The following is a 17,663-nucleotide window of genomic DNA, read 5'->3' as shown; positions in this document are numbered from 1 at the left end:
TCAAATTCGAGACTGGGGGCTCAATGGGCTGCTAGCAGAGCATGCGTCTTGGGCATCTCCGACTGGTTGTTGGCTTTGGATCTTCGCGCTTTCAGGTAATCCCCGAAGGGCTGGATACTCATCCGCCCCTTTGTTCGCGCCCATCGCGCTTAGAAACTGCTGTTGGAGCCTCAGCATTTCACCGGGACCTATACGCTGGTACTCAAGACCGAAACGTGGAGCAACCTCGCTGATAATCTGGCTTAAAGCTGGATAATGCCGATGGCTCCAGTGCGGGAACAGGTGGTGGGTCAAGTGCAGGTTGGCTCCGCCGAGCCAATACCCCAGCCAGCGCGGCGTGGTCGTCCAGTCGATGGTGGTAGCAAACACATGGGAATACCGACCGCTGGGTAAAACGCCGCTTTCCGGCGCCTGGTAAAATTTCGCCTTTGCCCAATGAGTGCCGATGATCAGCATCACGAACAGCAACGAGGAGAGCATTTGGCAGCCCAAGTAAATGAGGACGATGTAGAGCGCACTGATCGTCGATGGCAAAACGCAGAGCGGGATCAACAGCGCCAATAGCAGGTGCATGCCTTTGCCAAACACAAACAAACTCCACCCGCGCGCGCCTTGCAGCGCCATGCGCCTGGCAACCGGCGTTTGCCCCGCACGGTCCAACCAGTCGAACAGCCAGATGTAATAAGGGAAGGTCATGGCCGCGACAAGTGGCCAGTAAAAGCGCTGAACCCGCATAAAGGGTTTCCAGCGCTGGAATGGGGTCTGACGCAGAACGCCATTGGGTTCAATGTCGAGGTCGTATCCCTCAACGTTATTGTACCCGTGATGAAAAATAACGTGACGCACTCGCCAGCATTCAGGATCAAGACCTAGCGGTATGCTGACCAGGCAATTGAGCCAACGATTAGCCCAGCGTCGTTTGAAAAACGCATTGTGGGACGCATCATGGACCACGTTGACGGTGATAAACATTGCCGTAAAAATGAAGCCAAAGTAATAACCGAAATATGTCCACCCGGTGGATTGCTGCAGGCTCATGCCGTAAAACCCGGCACAAAAAAGCGCCAGCCCTAGTAGCTTGGCGATCATCCCGGTATCGGCGAAACGATGGTCCTGATGCGCCGCCAGATAGTTTTTGGCTGCCTGCATCAGTGCCTTATGTACATCAGCGTCATCACGCTGGAACGTTAGCGGCTTCATTGTTGGAGCACCCTGTCCATGGACGGCTCCTGCCCCATCTGGCGTAGGAACTGTTGCTGTTGTCTCAGTAGTTCACGATAGCCAATACAGCGATAGTCCATACGGTGGTCCACCGCCAACTGTTCAATGATTGCCGCCAGCGCTGGGTAATGACGATGACTCCATCCGGGAAACAGATGGTGGGTCAAGTGGTAATTCAACCCTCCGGTGAAATGGCGCAACCAACGAGGTTTGGTCAGCCAGTCGCAAGCCGTAGAAAAGTTATGTCGATACCATCCATGGGGCATTACCGCCGTATCAGGCGCACGATAAAACTGCGCCTGCGCCCAATGCGTGCCCAGCAGCAGGTAAACCACCAATAAAGACGCGCACATTTGGCTCAAGGCGTACGCCAACAGCACCATCGGCCAGCTGATGCCATTGAGCTGACAAACAATCAATGGCCCCCCCAGCACCAACATCAAATGGGTGACCTTACTGACGACAAACACAGCCCAGCCTCGCCACCCTGGCAACACATGTTTTGACTTGAGTGGCGTTTTTCCTAATCGATCCGACCAGTCAAATATCCAGGCGACATAGGGCAGCGACAACGCCGCGATCGCCGGCCAGTAAAGGTGTTGATAGCGCATGTGTGCACGCCAATGCTGGAACGGAGTCTGCCGAAAGATCCCGTTCTCTTCCGTATCGAGGTCGTACTGTTCGATATTGGCGTAGACGTGGTGGAAGTCGACGTGTCGCACTCGCCAGTAATCCGGATCCACACCCAACGGCAGCGTGACCAAGCGCCCTACCAGGCGGTTGGCCCAAGATGCACGGAAGAAGACGTTGTGAGAGGCGTCGTGATTGACGACCACGTTGAGCAGCATTCCCATCATCACAAACAGGAAGTAGCAACCTACAAACTCCCACGCTTTGTGCTGCATCAGGCTCATGATATAGAACCCCGCGCACAGCATCAGCAACACCGCGGCCCTGGTGAGCAGCCAACCATCGGCATAACGGTGGTCATCCGCCAGATATGTGCGAGCCGCGCGCTTGAGTGCTTGATGAAAGGCCTGCTCGCCATCGGCGGGAAAGACTAGATGCCTGAGGATTTCAACCATGAGGCTGTTCCATCGCAACAGGAGCGTCTGATCGTCGCCGACTGCAAGACCACAGCACCGCTACTCCATGCGCACCCAGCGAGACAAGCACGACCTGCCAATACGCCTGTGACCAACCCAGCAGCCCGAGAAACAGCAGCGGCAGCCCCAGCGTAATCCCTCCCCAGATCATCACGCTCCAAACACGGCCTTGCACCATGCCCGCCAGCGCCACCGGCCCCAGTGCCAACAAGGTGAAGAGCGTGACTTGTGGCCAACGCACGTTGCTATAGCCGTAGCCATACTCATAGACATACGCAATCACCCCGGCAAACACCAGCAGCGCACCACTGAAAGCCGTCAAGTTCGAGCAAGGCCAACGCCCAACCTTATCGGACAGTGTCACCGGCAGGCGAAAATAGTGCAGCAATGGGGCATTGCTCGCCCAGAATGGGTTAGCAGATGGTTTCGCACCGCTCACGCCATAATCGAACGGTGCGCGCGGCAGACTGGGGCAAAACGTTCCGAACAGTTTGTCCCAGAAGATAAAACTGCCGCCAAAATTCTTGTTCGAGTAGGCCATGTCTTTGACATGATGGACCCGATGATGGGCAGGCGTGACCAACACCGACTCCAAGAAACCTAATTTGGGCGTCAGTGCACTGTGATTAAACAGTTGAAGTGTGTAATGCAGGATGGATACCGTGACAAACACCGTTAACGGGATACCCAGCACGGCCAATAGCAAAAAGAATGGGACGGAGGTTAGGGACGAGTACCAAGAGTTGCGCACCCCCAATGACAGATTGAAATGCTCGCCCTGATGGTGAACTACGTGCACCGCCCACAGCACGCGCAAGAAGTGGTGTGCACGGTGTAACCAATAGAAACTGAAATCCCAAGCAAACAGAGCAAATACCCAAACCAGCGTTGGTGACCATGATTCAAATAGCGAGAGGCTGAAGTGGGTAACGACATAGCTATAACAGGTGATTTCCAGCCCACGGAACAACCACAGCATGAGATGGCCGGAGTTCAGGTTGAACATTACGTCATGCCAGTTGACCGATTCATGCCGGTGCCACCGCACGACTAGCATCTCGCCAATCACCACAAGCAACATGAACAGAATGGGGAACGCCAAGTCAATCATCACGCTTCTCCTCTGACCGCACGGTAGCGAGTCAAAGCCATACGCTCGACCAACCATGCGGCCACCAACGCCAATAACGCACCACTGACCAAGTCAATCGACAGGTGACGGCGTAACTGCAGAATTGAAAAGGCAATCGCCGCCGCCCAGAGGATGAACAACACCGTTCTCACCTTGTGCCTTGCATTGCGAACTGCCCATACGGCCAGGACCGTCAGCGCCATGTGCAATGACGGTAAGCAATTTTGCTTGGAATCGTACTGTGTCAATGTACTCAACACATCAGAGCTGAGGGTGGTGCCGTGATCCAGCGGATAGACCATGGTCGTCGGCCATAACACATAAACGCCCCCTGCCCCTATCGCCGTCAACTGCATGGCCAGGGCCAAGCCCTTGACCCGCTCAATCGGAGCAAGCAGGTAAGCCAACGGAATCATGATGAAGAACGACAGGTACAACCAAATAGCGTGTGGACTGAATGGAATTAGTCGGTCGATCAGTGAGGGTGAGATGACTGTTCCCTCACTTTGAAAACGGTCAGTGAGGTTATAAACAACACCCACACATCCCCAGCCCAACAGCATGTGCCACAACCTTGGAAGGATTACCTTGATCATGGGTTCGCCTTCCGAATGATTCTTCGTCTTTTCTGATCAAACGCCGGCATCACGGCCTGAACCGTCAACTGCCACTCCAGTGAGTCAGTGGCAATCCCCTGTTGCTCGAACGCTGTCACGAGTTGTGCGTGACACTGTCCCAACTGCTGTTGTGAACAGTCGGCTACGAGGTGCAAACGATGCTCCGTGTGCTGAATCAACCGATAGTCACTGCTCAGCGGCAACGCATTGGCAATGACCCGCGTGCACAGGTCGGCGAATACGATCTGCGGCCTGCCCTGCAGATTGAGCAAGAGCAACTGGTCATCGCAGCGGCCTTCTATGCGCTCAATGGCCATAGTCGCCTGCCCGCAGGGACAGGGCTCGACCTTCCTGACCAGTACATCGTCGAGCCGATAGCGCACGATGGGTTGTGTGCTACGGGTGAAATCGGTAATCAATGGTGTAAAGCGGTGTTCATCTATCCACTGAGGCTCGATGTACAGAAATTCTTCATTCAAATGCAGCGTTCCATGGGAGCAGGAAGCTGCCAGAAACCCCTCGGTGGCCTGATACACCTCACCAATGTCAGGAAACACCTGTTCCAACACCCGTCGATCATGCATGTCCAGGACTTCGGCCACCGAGATCACTTTTTTGACGTCCAGGACCAACTTCTTATCGAGCACAGCGAGCGCAAGCGCCCTCAACACCTGGGCCGGAGCGACAATGATCGTCGGTGCCTGCTGCTGCAAACGTGACAGTTGTGCCGGGAAAGGCGCAAACAGATCGTAGAACTCCAGGCTCAGCCAGCAGTTGTTCACACTGTGGTAAAGGTTGTTGTCCGCACGTAAAAACAACGCAACACGTTCACCGGCAAAAATGCCGTCAGGCAACATCTTTGCCAGCATGCCACCGGCCCAGACCTGTTGCTCCCGCTCACTGACGACAAAAACACCGCGTTGCCCCGACGTGCCAGACGACAACCCTACACTGTAGGTGCCGACCTTGGGGGTGAAGTCGCGTTCGGTTTCGCTGCGTCGGGCGCACGCCAGTAACTGATCGCGCTGCAATTGGGCAGTGTTCATCTGGTCGAACTGCACCATCATCAGCGCCTTATCCATCAACGGCCATTCGGTCACTGGCAATGCGCTGTAAGGGCGAAAATAGGCACTCTGTGCAAGGACCTTCTGAGCGAAGCGCTTCAACTGCTGTGCCTGATAGGCTTGCAGCACTGCGCGATCGGTGAAGGTCAGGCGCTTGGTACGAAAGTAGTGCCAGAGGGTCTTCACCGGGATCATAGGTCGCCCTCATGACACAGCCGGATGTTGACATGACCAGCCACCCACAATTGGTTCAGTCGGCGGAGCGTGTCGTAATAGACGCAGGAATCATCCATCAGCAAATTGGCCAATACCGAGGGGCCGCGCAAGGTTTGATAGCTCTGAGGAGACCATCCGGCGTCACTGGCCAACAACGTCCAGCCTTTGTCGGTTTGAATGAACGCGCCGATATGCCCCACCGCATGGCCTGGCAAAGACACCAGAAAGATCTGCCCCTGACTTCCCGGCAGTTCAAAACCGTGATCGAAAGGCGCCAATTGCTCAGGCAAGCCCACCCGCGCAAAGCTCTCAATAAACTGCAGTCGTGCTTCAAAACTCTCCGGGATCAAGCCGGGTATGAAGGCTTGCTTCAATGCCGAAAACCCACGCAGCGTCCGGATTTTTTGCCACCCCTGCCCCGAGCAGATGAAATTGAGCTGGTTGAAGTCGCGCAGCCCAGCAATATGGTCGGCATGAAAATGCGAAAGGATCAGCCCCTCGATGTCATTGCCTACCAAGCCTGCGGTGCGCAGTTGCTCGACCAGTGACTCACGTGGGTCGAAGTACACCGGAGTGACCTGGCGGTACACACGAAAGAGGCCGGACTGCGTCTGCTCCTGGAAATGCGTCGAGTAGCCGGTATCCCATAGCCAGCGACGACTACCGACCTCCAATAGATAAGCCCGGGCCGGGAACTTACACACGCGCAGACCGGCCCCTTGTTGTGCCATGCAGGCGATGTGGGTGCAGTAGCCCACCTCGAATGTGGTGACTTTAGCCATGAGCGGCCGTTCCCTGTCGCCTGAACCAAGCACCTGTTTGCTCAATCCCCTGCTCCATCGTGTAGCGTGGCGAGTACCCCAGTTCCTCAATGGCGCGCACCTGGCTGAGCGTCATATCGAAATTCAACGCGGCGACGCTGTAACGCGTCAACTGCGGCTCTTTGCCCGTAGCGCAACTCAGTAGCTCCAGCCCGCGGGCTAGTGCATGCAAGAGTGGGTAGGGAATCCCCTGCAACTGATACTGCAGGCCCAACTGCCCACGCAGCAAAAGATGCAGCGTGTCCGCCAAGCGCATCGGCTGGTGATTGGTGATGTTGTAGGCAGCCCCGGAAGGTAACGAGTTGCCGCGGCTCGCCAGGTCCATGGCATGCACCACGTTGAGCACAAAGGTCAGGTCCAACAGCGCTTTGCCGCCGTCAGGAAGACGTAATACTCCACGATCGCGCTCAAGTCGACTCAGCACCCTGGGCAGGATCACCCGATCATGTGGACCGAATAAGCCACGGGGTCGCAAGATTACGTAAGTGGTGTTCGGATAGCGCGGCACCAGCGCCTGAATGCGCTGCTCCGCCGCGTACTTACTACTGGCGTAGTGGTTGGCAAAGCGTGGAGCTCGATAGCTTTCAGAGACTTCGTGATGGTGCTGAAAGTTGAAATAGATCGCTGGCGTGGAAATATGAACAAATCGCCGTACACCGGCACGCCCCGCTGACTCAGCCATTTTTTGCGTGCCGACAACGTTAGCCTGATAGAAGTCCTCGATACGTCCCCACGGGGAGGACTTTGCTGCACAGTGCCAGACGGCATCACACCCGCCCATCAATTTCTGGCATTGCTCTAGGGTGGCGCGCGTCAAGTCCAGAGAGGTAAATTCCGCGCCTAACTCTTGTAGTACTTCACCGACCTGACAGTCACGACCGGTTGCATGCAACTCATGACCTTCCTCGAGCAACCAGTGCGCGGCGTTCAGCCCTAATCCACTGGTGGCACCTGTAAGCAGAACTTTCACGGAAGCAGGACCATGCCAGCTAGTGACAGACCCGCAGCGGTCCCAATGAGCATCACCGGCTCGCCTCGTTTGTACTGTCCACCGACGACCGCTGCGTGCAACGCCGTGGGTATCGACGCGGCTACCTGATTGCCGTGATGACGATAAATATCCACCAACACACTGGGAGAGATCTTCAATCGCCGGCGCATATGCTCCAACGATAGATGACTGGCCTGGTGTGGAACGACAGTGGCGATTTGCGCCAGCGTCAAACCACTCGCAGCCAACAACCGAGCAAAGTAATCCTCAATTAGTGCAGAAGCTTGCCTAAACAATTGTTTGCCACGCATATGGAACAAGAAATCGCTATCAGTCATGCCCGCACGAGGATTGCGCCTTGTACCACCCGCTTGTATCTCGCAAAGTTCACTGCCTGAAGGGTAGGTTTCGACCAGGCTTCCAAGTATGCCGCTATTCCCATCACCCTGTTCAACGATGGTGCACGCTGCGCCATCGCCTAAAATCAATGAAGATTCTTCGTCGCCCCAGTTAATTCCGCGAGAGGCCAAATCAGCCGATACAATAGCGATGCGACGGTAGGTACCGGCATTTAGTAATGCTGCAGCCACTTGTAGTGCCGAGATAAAGCTCACGCAACTATTGTTGATGTCGAAACCGGGGGTTCCAAGTGTCAACCGAGAGACTTTTAAAATATGCACCGCAGTACACGGCAACGCCTGCACTGAGATCGCCGACGCCGAGATCAACAAATCGACTGACGCAGCCTCAATACCATGTCGATCCAAGGTGTCGTGAAGGGCTGCGGCAGCCAACTCCGCTTGACTGGCATTGTCCGAGGCATGATAACGATAGCTAATACCCGAGTGCTTTTCGACATAACCCGCAGGCTTATTGAGCGACCTATCCAGGGATGCTGATGTTACGCGGTTGGGCGGCAAAGCAACGCCAGTAGCAATGACCTTCAAGGGAAGCAAAGCAAGCGGTGGAAATGACGACATCATCTATGTTTTACCTTGTAGTGTGTGTGTAAAGGCCCGTTGGTCCAACACATATGGAAACTGTTGAAAAATCTCTAAATCTAGAGGTTTCGACGATGTCGCATCTATTAAGGAAATCCTCCCCCCTGCAAGCGGCCTGCCCCCCATGAATGCACAACAAAAAATTGCCAAAAAGTTGCTGCGCAGCCCTTAGCATAAAAATTATGCTCCTCGAATACTGGACACTTCGCGCCATTAAAATGGCCGCAGGCGCCAACATGATCAATGGCAGCCCAAATGACCGAAGCCCGAAACCGACGTGAATGACGCGCAGTGGATAAAACGACTCCATGCCTGCGGGCTGTTTCAAGCCAGCTTTCACCCGGATCGTGAGATTTCGGCTTTGTCCAGCTATCTGCGGCTGCGGGAGAGTCATCTCGATTATGCCGCAGCGCATACTCAGCACATGCAAAAAGCTCTCACGCACATGAACCTGCAATTGCATCACGTCGTGGCCGATATCACCGGCTTATCGGGGATGCGGATAATCCGCGCTATCGTCGCCGGCGAGCGCAGTCCTTCCTCATTAGGGAAACCCTGAAGAAGACTTCCAGATTTTGGCAAAATACCCAGATTCCACCCTACGAGTTTTCCGATGAAGCAGATGACCTTCGCCGACGCCGAGTGCGCTGGCAAGCCTAAGCAGACCCGTAAAGAGTTGTTCCTAATCGAGATGGATCGGGTGGTGCCCTGGAAGGGACTGATTACTCTGATTGAACCGCATTACCCGAAGGGTGATGGCGGTCGTCCGGCCTATCCGCTGATGGCGATGCTGCGTGTTCACCTGCTGCAAAATTGGTTCGGCTACAGCGACCCAGCGATGGAAGAGGCCCTGTACGAGACCACGATTCTGCGCCAGTTCGCGGGGCTGAACCTGGAGCGCATCCCCGACGAAAACCACCATCCTCAACTTCCGGCGCTTACTGGAGAAACACGAACTAGCCGCCGGAATTCTCGGTGTGATCAATGGCTATCTGGGCGACCGAGGGCTGTCGCTGCGCCAATGTACGATCGTTGATGCAACCCTGATCAATGCTCCAAGTTCGACTAAGAACAAGGACGGTAAGCGCGATCCAGAAATACACCAAACGAAGAAAGGCAACCAGTATTACTTTGGCGCGAAAGCCCACATTGGTGTCGATGATGAGTCGGGGCTGGTGCACAGCGTAGTGGTCACCGCGGCCAATGTTGCGGACGTTACGCAGGTCGACAAACTGCTACACGGCGAAGAGAACGTGGTGGTGTGCCGATGCCGGTTACACCGGGATCGAGAAGCATCCAGAGCATGACGGTCGCGAGGTCATCTGGCAGATCGCGGCCCGGCGCAGCACCTACCAGAAACTGAGCAAGCGCAGCGTTTTGTACGTAACTGCTCCATAAACCCCACCTACCCAAACAGGCGGCGCCTGAGGTGGGGAGGAATCAAATCATGCTGGCGCGGAGGCCATTCGCGGCGCAGCTACTTCATTTTTTGTGGCTTGATATCCACCACCGTCCCCGCTTGTACGTTTTTGATCGGTGACAGTAAATGCGGCGAAATATTCCAGCGCTGGCTGGTGTCGGTTACCACTGTGACGGTCTTGCGATTGAACTTCATGACGGTACCGGACAGGCGCTCACCACTGGATGAGTCGAAGCTTACCCGTGCTCCTGGATGGAACTGCATCATCGATTTATGAGCTTCCAACGACTCCAGCATCTTCAGCCGTTCGATAATGTGATGATTCAATGTCACTAACTCATCGACACTCAGATGATCAATATTGATACTCATGATGCCCTCCAATTCCAGGGTAGTAGCGCCTCAACGTCTTCAACCGACTCAGCCTGCGGTAACCGCTCCAGTACATGGCGCAGCCACGTATAGGGCTCCAGGCCGTTGGCTTTAGCCGTTTCGACCAGGCTGTAGATCTGCGCACTGGCGGTGGCGCCCTTGGGCGTGTCACTGAATAGCCATGCTTTGCGACCGATCACAAACGGTTTGATTGCTCTTTCGGCGGCATTGTTGTCGATCGGTAAAAAGCCGGCCTCTATATAACGCTCCAGCCGGCTCCAGTTACTGGCCAGATAATTGACCGCTTTTCCCAAGGCGCTTTGCGCAGTGACCTGCGGCTGAGTTTTCTCCAGCCAGTTTTTTAACTGGCTGAGCACCGGCAAGCTCTGTTCCTGGCGACCGGCAAAGCGCTGCTCATCTGTCATCTCTTTCAACCCACGCTCGATGCCGTACAACTTGTTGATCATCGTCAGCGCAACATCGGCTCGACCGGCTTTGCCCTTGGGCTGCACTTTTTGCGCATCTACGAACTTGCGCCGTACATGGGCCATGCAGGCCAAACGCTCGATACCTGTCTGCGCGCCCAAAGCGTTATAGCCGGCGTAATCATCGGTCATCAGATAGCCGCGATAATCGGCGAGCAGCCGCAACGGCACCTCCTGCGCTCGGCTAGTGGTGTAGTCAAACAGGATGACTGGGCGCTCCGGTGGGCCACTGGCTTGTACCCACATCCAGGATTGGCTGGTCGGGTCTCGGTTTGGCTCTTTCAGCACCTGCACTCGCGTTTCATCGCAGTGAACAATCGGACTCTCCAGTAACCGATCACGCATCAGATTCAGCAGTGGCTGGAAGTGTTCGCAACACTGGATCACCCAGCGCGCCAAGGTTTGACGCGGGATATCGACACCGTGACGAGCGAGGACTTTTTCGAAGCGGTGCAGTGGCAGGCCATCGACGTACTTGGTGGTCAGCAGCATCGCCAATACGCTGGGGCTGGCCATGCTTTTTTCGATCAGTTGCGCGGGTTTGTCGGCGGTGACCGGTGCTGTTTCACAGCCTCGGCAGCCGTAGACCTTGCGGATATGTTTGATCACTCGGATCTGCATCGGCACGATCTCCAGCTGTTCGCTGGTTTCTTCACCGATGGCGTGTTTGCGGCAACCGCAAGCGCAGGTCAGTTCGTGCTCGGAGAGTTCGTGGATGACCTCGATGCGTGGCAAGTCAGCCGACAGTGGCTTGCGTTTGCCACGGCGCTTGGTCGGGGCGACAACTTCTTCGTCAGCTTCAACGGGCACTGCCGTGTCGATACTTTCGGCTTCATTAAACAGCAGCAGTTGTGGCGTCGCTGGATCAGCGGTTTGCTCTAACTTGCGCCCGAACAGGCGCTGACGAAGTAGCGCATTCTCTTCTTCAAGAAGAACGACCTTCGACTGCATCTGAGCAAATAATTGCTTGAGCGCAGCCAGGTCATCGGGAAGGTTGTCGGGCATGGAAATCATGGCCCGGATTATACCCAATCAAGCAACAAATCGCGGCGTCAAAACCTGATGCGGACGGTTGCGCCAGAGATCAAAACCGTCGAGCAGCCAGTTCAGTTCCTGAACCGTCAGCACGATGGCTTCGTCGGCGGCATCGGGCGAGGTTTTAAAACGCTCGGACTCCAGGCGCTTGAGCCAAAGGCAGAAGCCGTTGCGCTCCCAGTACAACACTTTGACGCGATTACGGTGGCGATTCAGAAAGACGAAAAATACCGGGTCGAATACAGCAACTTTGATATCCAACTCGACCAGCGCAGCCAGGCCATCGATAGACTTTCGAAAGTCGACAGGTTTGGGGTAGAGGTACACTTTTTCGACGCTGGCGTTGGGACGCATCATGGTGATGGGCTCCTGATGGAAATCGGGAGCACAGCATCAGCCGTCAGCTATTCGCTTGGAATGTGGGGTTCGTGGAGCGGATACTTTGTAAGCGCTCCATAAACCCCACATTCAAAGCGCTTAGCTGATCCCGGATGCTGTGCTCCCGATTCCCTCAGGAGCCAGCTCGCCATGATGCGACCCGATGCCAAAGTCGAAAAAGTGTATCTGTACCCCAAGCCGGTCGACTTCCGAAAATCCATCGACGGCTTGGCTGCGCTGGTCGAGCTGGATATTAAAGTCGCAGTATTTGACCCCGTGCTTTTCGTTTTCCTCAACAGGCCCCGCAACCGAGTGAAAATTTTATACTGGGAGCGCAACGGCTTCTGCCTTTGGCTCAAGCGCCTCGAGTCCGAACGATTCAAAACATCGCCTGACGCCACCGACGAGGCGATCGTTCTGACCGTCCAGGAACTCAACTGGATGCTCGATGGCTTTGACCTCTGGCGCAACCGTCCTCATCAAGTTTTGACGCCGCGATTCGTAGCCTGATTCGGTATAATCCAGGGCATGAGTTCCTTGCCCGAAAATCTTCCAGATGATCCCGTTCTGCTCAAGCAAATGCTTGGGCAGATGCTTGACGAGCGTCAGTTGGATAAGGGAAAGATTGTTCGGCTAGAAGAACAGAATGCCCTCCTGCTTCAGCGTCTGTTCGGACGTAAGTCCGAGCAAACAGCTGATGCGGCAACGCTGCAACTGGCCCTCTTCAATGAAGTAGAAAGCGTCGCCGAGCCTGTGGACGAAACCTCAGATGAAGAGGTCGTTGCCCCGACCAAGCGCCGCGGCAAACGCAAGCCACTGCCCGCCGATCTGCCGCGCATCGAGATCATCCACGAACTTCCCGAACATGAACTGACGTGCGTCTGCGGCTGCCGCAAACACACTATTGGCGAAGAAGTCAGCGAGCAGGTTGAAATCGTGCCGATGCAGATCCGTGTGATCAGACACGTTCGGAAAGTTTACGGTTGCCGCGACTGCGAGATGGCGCCGGTCACTGCTGACAAGTCGGCTCAACTGATTGAAAAAAGCATGGCCAGCCCAAGTGTTCTGGCGATGCTGCTGACCACCAAGTACGTCGATGGACTACCGCTTCACCGTTTCGAAAAAGTCTTGGGCCGCCATGGCGTCGATATCCCGCGCCAGACGTTGGCACGCTGGGTTATCCAGTGCGGTGAACACTTCCAGCCGCTGCTGAATTTAATGCGCGATAGCCTACTGGGCAGCCGTGTTATCCACTGCGATGAAACACGGGTACAGGTGTTGAAAGAGCCTGACCGAGACCCAAGCAGCCAGTCCTGGATGTGGGTGCAAACCGGCGGCCCGCCAGATAAACCAGTGATCCTTTTTGACTACTCCACCAGCCGCGCGCAGGAGGTGCCGACACGCCTGCTCGATGGCTATCGTGGCTACGTGATGACCGATGATTACGCCGGTTATAACGCGTTGGGCGCGCAGGCCGGAGTCGAACGTTTGGGCTGCTGGGCGCACGCAAGGCGCAAGTTTATTGAGGCGCAAAAAGTGCAGCCGAAGGGCAAGACGGGACGCGCTGATATCGCACTGAACCTGATCAACAAACTCTATGGCGTAGAGCGTGATCTAAAGGATGCGTGCGACGACGATCGTAAAACCGGCCGTCATGATCGGAGCCTGCCAGTGCTGGCTCAGTTAAAAAGCTGGATGGAAAAGACGCAGCCACAAGTTACGTCTCAGAACGCCTTGGGCAAGTCCATCGGCTATCTGGCGAGTAACTGGAACAAACTGGAACGGTACGCCGAGGAAGGCTATTTGCCGATCGACAACAACCCCGCCGAGCGTGCGATCAGGCCCTTCGTCATCGGAAGAAAGAACTGGTTGTTTAGCGACACACCCAAAGGCGCGACGGCCAGTGCTCAACTTTACAGCCTGGTCGAGACTGCCAAAGCCAACGACCAAGAGCCCTATGCGTGGCTGCGCTACGCATTAGAACGGCTGCCACTGGCGACCTCGGTTGAAGATTACGAAGCGCTGTTGCCGTGGAACTGCTCGCCGGCATCGCCTAGCTAGGCGCGTTACCCATCTTGAAGTCGGTGGGGTTTATGGAGCGCTTACGATACTTTTGTACAAAGCCAAGCGCAAAAACGAAAAAGCCAAGGCGCAGGTACGGGCGAAGGTCGAGCACCCGTTCAGAGTGATCAAACGCCAGTTTGGTTATGTGAAAGTGCGCTTCCGTGGCCTAGCCAAGAATACGGCGCAGATGATGACGCTGTTCGCGCTGTCGAATCTGTGGATGGCTCGTCGGCATTTACTAAGCAGTGCAGAAAAGGTGCGCCTGTAATGTGGGGAATAGCGGGCGCGAGGTACTCCGCAGCGGCAAAAAGACAGGAATGAGTGCGTGACCTGAGCGTTTTGGATCGACTCGTCACTTTAAAAATCGGCGGTGGCCGAAGGTAGCCAAAAATACATGACTACTTCAGACCAACCCTAGCGGTTTATCTCTGCCTTTGAGATCAAATCGATCACCAAAACTGATGCTTCGTCAAGTAGACAGTACTCTTCGTGAGCGTCGCGCAACCTCATAAAGACGTTGTCGTCAATTAGCATTGTTTCTCCGGCACGTTGGGTTGAGTCAACCAACAATACATGTCTATTCAGAGAACGCTCACATCTTTAAACTTCATTAGCATCCAGGGCAATAAATATCGATGGACTCTACAGACCTAAGCTGTAGGCAGAACGAACATCGGAGTATTCTCCCTTGGTCCGCACCTCGCTTCGTGATTAAGTCAAATCATCCCTTGCTAGTAAAATTAGTACGCGCAGACTTTTCAACGAACTGTATTTTGGTTTTATATTCATTATTTAATCCATAGGCTATAGATCGTTCGATCGGGTCGAATTAAGCGAGACAAAAGGGCAGGGCTTGCCATGCCGGCCAAGCCCTGCCCTGCCCTGCCCTGCAACCTTTAAGCAGTGACCCCTGTACGATTAACGTTGATATCGATCAGCAACTGGGCCATATCCGCACCCACACTAGCGTTATACACCACATAGGTGTGGCCCCCGCCTGACAGAAGCTGGCCGCTGTTCGTCCAGCCGGTGGAAACCACCGTATCGCCGGCGTTACCGTCAATCAGCATCTGGTGAGTTCCCGCCGAGGCAGTGATACCAGCCCATCCCTTGGCGGCGGTGAAACGGTCGGTATCACTCACGCCCAGCACGTCGTTGACACTCAGCTTCAAGGTGTTGTCGCCGCTGCCAGTAAGATCGATACGTTCGATCGAAGTTACACGGAGCACTCCGCCTGGATCGGCGACCGACTTGGCGGCGACGATGCCGAGGTCCAGTTCACCACCGCCCCCGGCTATATGCAGACTGTCGACCGAGCCCGCGATACCGTGGTAACCGGCCACCGATGAATTACCGTGCAATGCCGCGAGCGCCGAGCCATTTAACACATAAGCTGTGCCCTCTACTGCATGACCCGCGCTGTCGTAACGCTGCTGCGCGATATTAAATCCACCATTGGTTATTAACCCCGCATCGGGGGTAGTCCAGGATACCACCCAGCCACCATCAGCCAGCGCTGTCACGAACGGCTGTCCATCGGCACTTGCATTTCCGACTATGGTTTCGCCCCCTAACGCAGTTCCCACTTTGTCGTAACTCTGCTGGTAGATAGCATTCCCACCTAGCCATGTTACTACCCAGCCACCATCAGCTAGCGCTGTCACCGACGCATAAAACTGATCATCGTCAGTAGTGGTGTTTACCCGCGTTTCGCCCATTACTGCAGCACCCAGTTTGTCGTAGCGTTGTTGGTAGATACCGAAACCCGAATCGTCCTGCCCACTGCTTTCCCACGTTACTACCCAGCCACCATCAGCTAACGCTGTTACGGACGAGGCTTGCTGACCAAACGGAACATAGGTATTTACTCGGGTTTCGCCGCCTACAACAGCGCCCAAACTGTCGTAGCGCTGCTGATAGACGCCATTGTAACCGCCACCACCGTCCTGAAGTACGCTAGACCAAGATACCACCCAGCCACCGTCAATCAATGCGGTTATGGACGGATCCGTCTGATCATTAGGGATGTAGGTGTTGACACGAACTTCGCCCCCAACCATAACACCCGTGCGGTCATAGCGCTGTTGGTAGATATTAAATCCCCCAGCTTCCTGACCTTTGCTTTGCCACGTTACCACCCAGCCACCATCAGCCAATGCTGTCACAGCCGGATACGACTGCTCGCCTGGGGTGTAGGTATTGACGATGATTGCGCTAGCCGCCACATTGCCCGCACTGGAGTATCGCTGCTGATAAACACCAAATCCCGAACCGTCCTGATTCAAACTTTGCCACGTTACCACCCAACCACCATCAGCCAATGCTGTAACGGATGGATTCAACTGGTCGCTTAGAGTATTGATATTGACGCGAGTTTCGCTCCCCGTCGCTTTGCCCGCACTGGAGTATCGCTGCTGATAAACACCATATCCAGAACCGTCCTGATTCAAACTTTGCCACGTTACTACCCAGCCACCATCTGCCATCGCTGTCGCGGAGGAGTGCATCTGATCACTTGTGAGGTAGCTATTGACCGTTTGAACCAGATTGACATCTTGGTAGATGGTATAAATGTTTCCCGCCAAGTCGCCCGCGGTGACTGTCATGGGGACTTTCGTTGCACCGCCCCGCACTAAGGTTTCCGGCGGCAGCGTTAAACTCCAGGCGCCGACGGCATCGGCCGTGGTGTTAAAGGTATAGCCATTGAAGATGAGGGTGATGGATGCTCCCCCCTCGGCACTGCCCGTCACCAACAGGTCTTTCTGGGACTCGCTCAAGGTGACTACAGTAGCCACGGAGAAGCTATTCGGCGGAGGAATTTGATCCAATTCATAAGTCTTGGTGCTCGAGGCGGACGAGACGTTGCCCGCCAAATCGGTTTGGCGTACCGCATAGGTGTGGCTGCCATTGCCAAGAGTGAAACTTGTGCCGGTGCGCGTCTGCCAGATCCCACCGTCGACCTGATACTGCCAGGTCGCATTGGTTTCCAGACCATTGACGTTCACCATTGCGTTGTTGGTGATCCCGTCCGTACTGCTGGCACCGGTGTCGTTGGCCAATGCCAGACTTGGCGCTGCCGCTGCCGTGTCCAGCACATAGGTCTTGGTGCTCGAGGCGGACGACACGTTACCCGCCGCATCGGTCTGGCGCACCGCATAAGTGTGGCTGCCATTGCCAAGAGTAAAACTCGTGCCGGTGCCCGCCTGCCAGATCCCACCGTCAACCTGGTACTCCCAGGTCGCATTGGTTTCCAGACCACTGACGTTCACCTGCGCGTTGCTGGTGATGCCGTCCGTGCCACTGGTGCCGGTGTCGTTGGCCAGCGCCAGACTCGGCGCGACCGCTGCCGTGTCCAGCACATAGGTAACCGGTGCGCTGGCCGTCGAGACGTTGCCCGCAGCATCGGTCTGGCGCACTGCATAGGTATGGCCGCCGTTGGCGAGGGTAAAACTCGTGCCGGCGCCCGCCTGCCAGGCGCCACCGTCAACCTGGTACTCCCAGGTCGCATTGTTTTCCAGACCACTGACGCTCACCTGCGCGTTGCTGGTGATGCCGTCCGTGCTGCTGGCACCGGTGTCGTTGACCAGTGCCAGACTTGGCGCTGCCGCTGCCGTGTCCAGCACATAGGTCTTGGTGCTCGAGGCGGACGACACGTTACCCGCCGCATCGGTCTGGCGCACCGCATAAGTGTGGCTGCCATTGCCAAGAGTAAAACTCGTGCCGGTGCCCGCCTGCCAGAT

Annotated in this window: 15 protein-coding genes and 2 pseudogenes; 5 read left to right on the top strand and 12 right to left on the bottom strand. The window is 55.5% G+C overall.

What is annotated here, in order from left to right:
* Genes J2X66_RS29290 through J2X66_RS29255 form a run of 8 tightly spaced genes read right to left on the bottom strand, consistent with a single transcriptional unit; the run spans nucleotide 1 to nucleotide 8,151 of the window.
* On the bottom strand, nucleotides 1-1,200 hold the full coding sequence (locus J2X66_RS29290; RefSeq protein WP_310271949.1) for an acyl-CoA desaturase: 1,200 nt from the start codon (nucleotides 1,198-1,200) through the stop codon (nucleotides 1-3).
* Nucleotides 1,197-2,306, bottom strand: a complete 1,110-nt coding sequence (locus tag J2X66_RS29285; protein ID WP_310271946.1) for an acyl-CoA desaturase — start codon at nucleotides 2,304-2,306, stop codon at nucleotides 1,197-1,199. The genes J2X66_RS29290 and J2X66_RS29285 overlap by 4 nt, the downstream gene beginning before the upstream one ends.
* Nucleotides 2,299-3,438, bottom strand: coding sequence for a sterol desaturase family protein (locus tag J2X66_RS29280; RefSeq protein ID WP_310271943.1), 1,140 nt, complete (start codon nucleotides 3,436-3,438; stop codon nucleotides 2,299-2,301). The genes J2X66_RS29285 and J2X66_RS29280 overlap by 8 nt, the downstream gene beginning before the upstream one ends.
* The gene (locus tag J2X66_RS29275; RefSeq protein ID WP_310271940.1) at nucleotides 3,438-4,055 is read right to left on the bottom strand and encodes a phosphatase PAP2 family protein; all 618 of its coding nucleotides are present in this window, start codon (nucleotides 4,053-4,055) and stop codon (nucleotides 3,438-3,440) included. Before J2X66_RS29275 ends, J2X66_RS29280 begins: the two co-directional genes overlap by 1 nt.
* Nucleotides 4,052-5,335: a F390 synthetase-related protein gene (locus tag J2X66_RS29270; protein WP_310271937.1), complete on the bottom strand. Its 1,284-nt coding sequence runs from the start codon at nucleotides 5,333-5,335 to the stop codon at nucleotides 4,052-4,054. The genes J2X66_RS29275 and J2X66_RS29270 overlap by 4 nt, the downstream gene beginning before the upstream one ends.
* Entirely contained in the window at nucleotides 5,332-6,138 is an 807-nt protein-coding gene (locus J2X66_RS29265; protein WP_310271933.1) for an MBL fold metallo-hydrolase, read from the bottom strand. Before J2X66_RS29265 ends, J2X66_RS29270 begins: the two co-directional genes overlap by 4 nt.
* The gene (locus J2X66_RS29260) at nucleotides 6,131-7,147 is read right to left on the bottom strand and encodes an NAD(P)-dependent oxidoreductase (RefSeq protein WP_310271930.1); all 1,017 of its coding nucleotides are present in this window, start codon (nucleotides 7,145-7,147) and stop codon (nucleotides 6,131-6,133) included. Before J2X66_RS29260 ends, J2X66_RS29265 begins: the two co-directional genes overlap by 8 nt.
* A complete protein-coding gene (locus tag J2X66_RS29255; protein ID WP_310271927.1) occupies nucleotides 7,144-8,151 on the bottom strand; it encodes a 3-oxoacyl-[acyl-carrier-protein] synthase III C-terminal domain-containing protein in 1,008 nt (335 codons plus the stop codon). Before J2X66_RS29255 ends, J2X66_RS29260 begins: the two co-directional genes overlap by 4 nt.
* A 295-nt stretch (nucleotides 8,152-8,446) precedes the next feature.
* Between J2X66_RS29255 and J2X66_RS29250 the strand changes: the two genes are divergently transcribed.
* Both J2X66_RS29250 and J2X66_RS29245 read left to right on the top strand, forming a co-directional pair.
* Nucleotides 8,447-8,728 carry a hypothetical protein gene (locus J2X66_RS29250; RefSeq protein WP_310271924.1) on the top strand — a complete coding sequence of 94 codons (282 nt, stop codon included), beginning with the start codon at nucleotides 8,447-8,449 and terminating at the stop codon, nucleotides 8,726-8,728.
* A gap of 54 nt (nucleotides 8,729-8,782) precedes the next feature.
* Nucleotides 8,783-9,552 (top strand): annotated as a pseudogene (locus J2X66_RS29245) (IS5 family transposase); the annotation flags it as partial.
* A 94-nt stretch (nucleotides 9,553-9,646) separates the two neighbouring features.
* On the opposite strand, the gene J2X66_RS29240 reads toward J2X66_RS29245, so the two are convergent.
* From J2X66_RS29240 to tnpB (J2X66_RS29230), 3 genes are read right to left on the bottom strand one after another with little or no spacing between them, the layout of a single operon-like run.
* A complete protein-coding gene (locus tag J2X66_RS29240; RefSeq protein ID WP_310271922.1) occupies nucleotides 9,647-9,961 on the bottom strand; it encodes a hypothetical protein in 315 nt (104 codons plus the stop codon).
* Nucleotides 9,958-11,460 (bottom strand): IS66 family transposase, encoded by a 1,503-nt coding sequence (tnpC, locus tag J2X66_RS29235; protein WP_310271919.1) that lies wholly within the window; start codon nucleotides 11,458-11,460, stop codon nucleotides 9,958-9,960. Before tnpC (J2X66_RS29235) ends, J2X66_RS29240 begins: the two co-directional genes overlap by 4 nt.
* 18 nt (nucleotides 11,461-11,478) lie before the next feature.
* Nucleotides 11,479-11,838, bottom strand: coding sequence for an IS66 family insertion sequence element accessory protein TnpB (gene tnpB, locus J2X66_RS29230; protein WP_310271916.1), 360 nt, complete (start codon nucleotides 11,836-11,838; stop codon nucleotides 11,479-11,481).
* 171 nt (nucleotides 11,839-12,009) lie between these two features.
* Between tnpB (J2X66_RS29230) and tnpB (J2X66_RS29225) the strand changes: the two genes are divergently transcribed.
* The 3 genes and pseudogenes from tnpB (J2X66_RS29225) to J2X66_RS29215 all read left to right on the top strand — a co-directional run.
* A complete protein-coding gene (gene tnpB / locus J2X66_RS29225) occupies nucleotides 12,010-12,369 on the top strand; it encodes an IS66 family insertion sequence element accessory protein TnpB (protein WP_310271914.1) in 360 nt (119 codons plus the stop codon).
* A gap of 18 nt (nucleotides 12,370-12,387) precedes the next feature.
* Entirely contained in the window at nucleotides 12,388-13,920 is a 1,533-nt protein-coding gene (gene tnpC, locus J2X66_RS29220; RefSeq protein WP_310271912.1) for an IS66 family transposase, read from the top strand.
* Nucleotides 13,921-13,972: 52 nt separating this feature from the next.
* Nucleotides 13,973-14,191, top strand: a pseudogene (locus tag J2X66_RS29215) (transposase); the annotation flags it as partial.
* A gap of 628 nt (nucleotides 14,192-14,819) precedes the next feature.
* On the opposite strand, the gene J2X66_RS29210 reads toward J2X66_RS29215, so the two are convergent.
* Nucleotides 14,820-17,663 (bottom strand): Ig-like domain-containing protein (locus tag J2X66_RS29210; RefSeq protein ID WP_310271910.1); only part of this gene is annotated, 2,844 nt, incomplete at its 5' end.

It is taken from the genome of Pseudomonas sp. 3296, assembly GCF_031456615.1.
Lineage (GTDB): Bacteria > Pseudomonadota > Gammaproteobacteria > Pseudomonadales > Pseudomonadaceae > Aquipseudomonas > Aquipseudomonas mucoides.
The sequence above is the reverse complement of the archived record's forward strand: the minus strand, read 5'-3'. Positions and strand labels throughout refer to the sequence as shown.

Excerpts from the sequence above, each read along its gene's own strand:
- J2X66_RS29290 (WP_310271949.1), bottom strand. The coding sequence starts at position 1,200 with ATGAAGCCGCTAACGTTCCAGCGTGATGACGCTGATGTACATAAGGCA.
- J2X66_RS29285 (WP_310271946.1), bottom strand. The coding sequence starts at position 2,306 with ATGGTTGAAATCCTCAGGCATCTAGTCTTTCCCGCCGATGGCGAGCAG.
- J2X66_RS29280 (WP_310271943.1), bottom strand. The coding sequence starts at position 3,438 with ATGATTGACTTGGCGTTCCCCATTCTGTTCATGTTGCTTGTGGTGATT.
- J2X66_RS29275 (WP_310271940.1), bottom strand. The coding sequence starts at position 4,055 with ATGATCAAGGTAATCCTTCCAAGGTTGTGGCACATGCTGTTGGGCTGG.
- J2X66_RS29270 (WP_310271937.1), bottom strand. The coding sequence starts at position 5,335 with ATGATCCCGGTGAAGACCCTCTGGCACTACTTTCGTACCAAGCGCCTG.
- J2X66_RS29265 (WP_310271933.1), bottom strand. The coding sequence starts at position 6,138 with ATGGCTAAAGTCACCACATTCGAGGTGGGCTACTGCACCCACATCGCC.
- J2X66_RS29255 (WP_310271927.1), bottom strand. The coding sequence starts at position 8,151 with ATGATGTCGTCATTTCCACCGCTTGCTTTGCTTCCCTTGAAGGTCATT.
- J2X66_RS29240 (WP_310271922.1), bottom strand. The coding sequence starts at position 9,961 with ATGAGTATCAATATTGATCATCTGAGTGTCGATGAGTTAGTGACATTG.
- tnpC (WP_310271919.1), bottom strand. The coding sequence starts at position 11,460 with ATGATTTCCATGCCCGACAACCTTCCCGATGACCTGGCTGCGCTCAAG.
- tnpB (WP_310271916.1), bottom strand. The coding sequence starts at position 11,838 with ATGATGCGTCCCAACGCCAGCGTCGAAAAAGTGTACCTCTACCCCAAA.
- tnpB (WP_310271914.1), top strand. The coding sequence starts at position 12,010 with ATGATGCGACCCGATGCCAAAGTCGAAAAAGTGTATCTGTACCCCAAG.
- tnpC (WP_310271912.1), top strand. The coding sequence starts at position 12,388 with ATGAGTTCCTTGCCCGAAAATCTTCCAGATGATCCCGTTCTGCTCAAG.